The 4,356-nt window shown below is 72.5% G+C and carries 3 protein-coding genes, 1 tRNA gene and 1 pseudogene; 2 read left to right on the forward strand and 3 right to left on the reverse strand.

Going from position 1 to position 4,356, the window contains the following annotated elements; all coding sequences use genetic code 11:
• From AB0J52_RS29400 to AB0J52_RS29410, 3 genes and pseudogenes are all read right to left on the reverse strand, one after another.
• Window positions 1–247: pseudogene (locus tag AB0J52_RS29400) on the reverse strand (hypothetical protein); the annotation flags it as partial.
• Complete coding sequence (locus AB0J52_RS29405; RefSeq protein WP_500185794.1) at window positions 244–1,008, reverse strand: DeoR/GlpR family DNA-binding transcription regulator; 765 nt, start codon at window positions 1,006–1,008, stop codon at window positions 244–246. The gene AB0J52_RS29405 and the pseudogene AB0J52_RS29400, both read right to left, overlap by 4 nt.
• Window positions 1,009–1,546: 538 nt before the next feature.
• Window positions 1,547–1,620: transfer RNA gene (locus tag AB0J52_RS29410), tRNA-Ile, on the reverse strand.
• A 157-nt stretch (window positions 1,621–1,777) separates the two neighbouring features.
• On the opposite strand from AB0J52_RS29410, the gene AB0J52_RS29415 reads away from it, so the two are divergent.
• Together AB0J52_RS29415 and AB0J52_RS29420 are read left to right on the forward strand one after the other, a co-directional pair.
• A complete protein-coding gene (locus AB0J52_RS29415; RefSeq protein WP_500185795.1) occupies window positions 1,778–2,461 on the forward strand; it encodes an LppX_LprAFG lipoprotein in 684 nt (227 codons plus the stop codon).
• Window positions 2,458–4,002, forward strand: a complete 1,545-nt coding sequence (locus AB0J52_RS29420; protein ID WP_500185797.1) for an MFS transporter — start codon at window positions 2,458–2,460, stop codon at window positions 4,000–4,002. Before AB0J52_RS29415 ends, AB0J52_RS29420 begins: the two co-directional genes overlap by 4 nt.
• The last annotated feature ends 354 nt before the right edge of the window (window positions 4,003–4,356 follow it).

Below are 4,356 nucleotides of genomic sequence, written 5' to 3' on the forward strand. Positions count from 1 at the left end.
GCTGGGCCGGATCACCCTGTCCTACGTGCGCCGCCCGCAGGTCGAGCCCGGTGCTGGTGAACACCTTGGGGGCGTCCGGCACGCCGTCGGCGAACGTCGCGAGCACGGCCGCCATGGCCTCCAGGCGCCCGGCGTCGGAGTCCTGCAGCCAGACCTCTTCGATGCGCGGCGAGCCTTGGTCGCGCAGCAGGGCCTGGTACACGTACGGCACCCGGAACCCACCGCCGCCGAGAATGGCCAGCTTCATGCGATGATCACCTTTCCACCCGCCTGGCGGCAGAGCTCGAGAGTCTGGGGGTCGGCACCGGCGGTCGTGACCAGCGTGTCGAGTTGTTCGAGGGAGCAGACGCGCAGCGACCCGGTGCCGGGGAACTTGCTCTCGGACGCCACCAGGACGACCCGGTCGGCGGCCTCGATCATCGCGCGCTTGATCTGGGTCTCCACCTCCATGTCGTCCACGACATGGCCGTTGGAGCGCACCCCCGTGCAGCTGAGGAAGACCAGGTCGGCGCTGACCTGGCTGAGCGCGGACTCGGCGAGCGACCCGACCAGCGAGAGGTAGTTGCGCCGCACCACGCCGCCCACCAGCACCAGCCGGACGGCGGCGTCGTCGCGCAGCTCGTCGAACACCGCCAGGTTGGCGGTGATGACGGTGACCGGCCGGCCGCGCAGGTGGCGCGCGATGAGCCGGGTGCTGGTGCCGATGTCGAGCACGACGACCATGTCGTCCTCGACGAGCTCGGCGGCCCGGCGGGCCACCGCCTCCTTGCCCTCCCGGTCGCGCTCGGCCGAGGCGGCGAAGGAGATCTCCAGCGCCCCCGCCTGCTGCGGCGAGGGCGCGGCCCCGCCGTAGGTCCGCACGAGCTCGCCGTTGCGGTCCAGCACGTCGAGATCACGACGGATCGTCGACTCGCTCACCTTGAGGCTCTCGGCCAGTTCCCTGACCGAGGCCGCCCCCTTCGTGCGGACCGACGAAACGATCTGCGCACGGCGCTTGCTCGATGTCACGCAGGTGAACGTAACACCCGTGCGTGATGTCAGTCACCACCTGGGAAGAAGTTGCTCAAAACCTCGTCATCGCCCCTTCTGAACTGCGAAGACTCAGTCAAAGCCGCACGGGAGTCAGGCGCCCGCGTCAACTTTCGGAACGTTCCAGGACACCCGCTGGTCACCGCCGCGCAGGAGATCGTTCAGCCACCCCGGCCGCGCCGGAACCCTTGTCAGCCGAGATCGTCAGATCACGCGGCGAGCGTGCGCGAAGTCAAGAAACCTGAAGACGACGTCAGCCGCCGAATCCGATGGCGGGAGCCGACCACGCCCCCGGTCGCGGCTCCGACTCTCGCTCGCGCGAAGTCGGGCGCGGACACGCGCGAAGTCGGGCACGGGCCAGGCGAGGGCGGGCACGGGCCAGGTGGGGTCGGGCTCGGGGCGCAGCGTCCGGAGGCTTGGAACGAAGGGCCAGGGGGCTCGGAGCGAGGACCGGGGGCCGGGGGCCGGGAGGCGTGGGCCGCGTTCGTGATCGCGCGGGACGGGAGCCGGTGGTGGGTAGGGCGGGCGGGACTCGAACCCGCGACCCAGGGATTATGAGTCCCCTGCTCTGACCGGCTGAGCTACCGCCCCTGGAGCGACCCCCGTGACGGTGGTGCTTCCGGGGGCGTGCCGGGCCTCAGCTTAGCGGGGGAAGGCGCGGGGCGGCCACTGTAGTCCTCTCGGGTGGTGCCGGATCATCCCTGCTACCGAGTGACGCGCCGGGTGACCGGTCGGTAGGGTCCGGGCTATGTCCAAGGTTGTTCGGCGGTTCGTGGTCGTGGTGTTCGCCCTGCTGGTGGTCGGGGGCTGCAAGGGGGGCGGCGGCTCCAAGGAGGAGACCGCGCGTTTCGACGCCGGGCAGGTGGTGCGCCAGTCGTCCGACGCCATGGGGAAGGTGACCAGCGTCGCGGTGACGCTGCGGACCCAGGGCGACTCGGGCCTGCTGGTGCACGGCGGCGACCTCAAGCTGCTGCGCAACGGGGACGGCGAGGGGACCGTCCAGGTGTCCCAGTCGGGCGCGACCGGGGAGATGCAGCTCGTCGCGGTCGGCGACTCGGTCTACATCAAGGGCGTGACGGGCAAGAGCTGGCGCAAGGTGCCGAAGATGCTCGCCGGGACGGTGTACGACACGTCCGCGGTGCTCGACCCCGAGCGGGGCGTGGCGAAGATGCTCGCCTCGATCAAGGACCCGAAGGCGCAGGCCGAGGAGAAGGTGAACGGCAAGGACTGCTACCGGGTCGGCGGGACGCTGCCCCAGGCGTCCATCGGCAAGATCGTGCCGGGGATCGAGGCGGACGTGGCCGGGCAGCTCTGGATCGACAAGGCGTCGCACCGGCTGGTCCGGGTGAAGGGCGACCTGGCGAAGGGCGCGGCGGCGACGATCGACTTCACCGAGTACGACCGCCCCTACAAGATCAGCGCGCCGAAGTGACCGTGACGGCCGAGGCCCCGGCGCGCGCGGACGGGCGGCGGCGCACCGCGATCGGGGTCGGCGCGGCGGTGGTGCTGCTGGCCTCCCTCGACGCCTACGTGATCTCGACCGTGCTGGTCCCGATCGTGACCGACCTGAACGTGCCGGTGAACCGGCTGGAGCGGATCACCCCGGTGATCACCGGGTTCCTGCTCGGCTACGTGGCGGCGATGCCGCTGCTCGGGCAGCTCTCGGACCGGTTCGGGCGGCGCGCCGTGCTGCAGGGCTGCCTGCTGCTGTTCGCGGTCGGGTCGCTGGTCACGGCGGTCGCCGGGAAGTGGCCGTCGCACCTGGACGGGACGGCGGCGGTCTGGGCGCTGACGTCCGGACGGGTCGTGCAGGGCGTCGCGGGCGGCGCGCTGCTGCCGGTGACGATGGCGCTCGCCGGGGACCTGTGGCCGGAGCGGAACCGGTCGGTCGTGCTCGGCGCGGTCGGGGCGGCGCAGGAGCTCGGCAGTGTCCTCGGCCCGCTGTACGGCGTGGGGATCGCGGCGGCGCTCGGCTGGCGGGCGATCTTCTGGATCAACGTGCCGCTGACCCTCGTGGCGATGGTCGCGGTGCATTTCTCGGTGCCCGGCGGACGGCCGCGCGAGCGGGCGGAGGGCGTCGACGCGGTCGGCGGCGCGCTGCTGGCGCTCGGGCTCGGCCTGCTGGTCGTGGGCCTGTACAACCCCGATCCGCAGCATTCGGCGCTGCCGCCGTGGGGCTGGGCCCTGCTCCCGGCGGGGCTGGTGGCGCTGGCCGTGTTCGTCCTGTGGGAGGTCCGGGCGCGGACGCGCCTGTTCGACCTGTCCGGGGTGCGGCGCGGACCGCTGCTGGCGACGCTCGGCGTGAGCCTGCTGTCCGGGGCGGCGCTGATGGTGACGCTGGTGGACGTCGTGCTCATGGCGCGCACGCTGCTCGGCAAGGACGACGTGGGCGGCGCGCTGCTGCTGACGCGGTTCCTGGTGGCGCTGCCGCTCGCGGCGGTGTTCGGCGGGTGGATCGCGCACCGGTTCGGCGAGCGGCGCCCGATGGTCGCGGGGATGGTCGTCGCGGCGGCCGGGTTCGCGCTCATCGCGTCCTGGCCGGCGGACGCCGCGGACGCGTCGTACGGCCCCCTCCCCCGCGTGGACGTCGACCTGGTCGTGACCGGGCTGGGCCTCGGCCTGGTGATCGCGCCGGTGTCGTCGGCGGTGCTGCGGCTCGTCCCGGCGGCGCGGCACGGGGTGGCGTCGGCGGCGGTGGTCGTGGCGCGGATGATGGGGATGCTGCTCGGCATCGCGGCGCTGTCCGGGTGGGGTTTCTACCGGTTCGGGGTGCTGACCGCGCATCTGGAGATGCCGCTGCCGTTCGACGAGGGCTTCACCAGGAAGTTCGCGGCGTACAAGGCCGCTCTGAAGGCCGCGCTGCACACCGAGTACACGGAGATCTTCTGGATCACGGCGGGCCTGTGCGCGCTCGGCGCGCTCGTCGCCCTGCTGGTCCGCACCCCACCGGCGGCCGATTCCGCGTCCGAGTGAACTGGATCACACTCCGCCGCGTCAAAACCGGTGGTCCTGTGACACGGCAGCGCCGGACGTCGCGTTCCACCGGGTCGATCTCTTGACACGGTGATCGTCGCGGTGCAGCCTGACGCCGGGCCGCCCGAGTGACCGCTTGGTCATGACGGCGTCCCCACCGGCGCCCGGCCGCAGGGCGTCCGCGTCCGCGCACCGTGGGGAGACGTGATGGACCTGCTCGTGGAGTCCCGGCCCGGCACGACCGTCCGGTCCCGGCTGACCGCGCGCGGGCTGCGGCTGACGGTCGGGCCGCTGCTGTCGGTGTGGCCGCTGAGCCGGCACGGGCTGCGTCCGGCGGTCGCGATCGACCTGGCC

Source organism: Spirillospora sp. NPDC049652, from assembly GCF_040675125.1.
Classification (GTDB): domain Bacteria; phylum Actinomycetota; class Actinomycetes; order Streptosporangiales; family Streptosporangiaceae; genus Spirillospora.

What these genes read in the sequence shown, in the direction of transcription:
- AB0J52_RS29415 (WP_500185795.1), top strand. Translation starts at nt 1,778, where the DNA reads ATGTCCAAGGTTGTTCGGCGGTTCGTGGTCGTGGTGTTCGCCCTGCTG.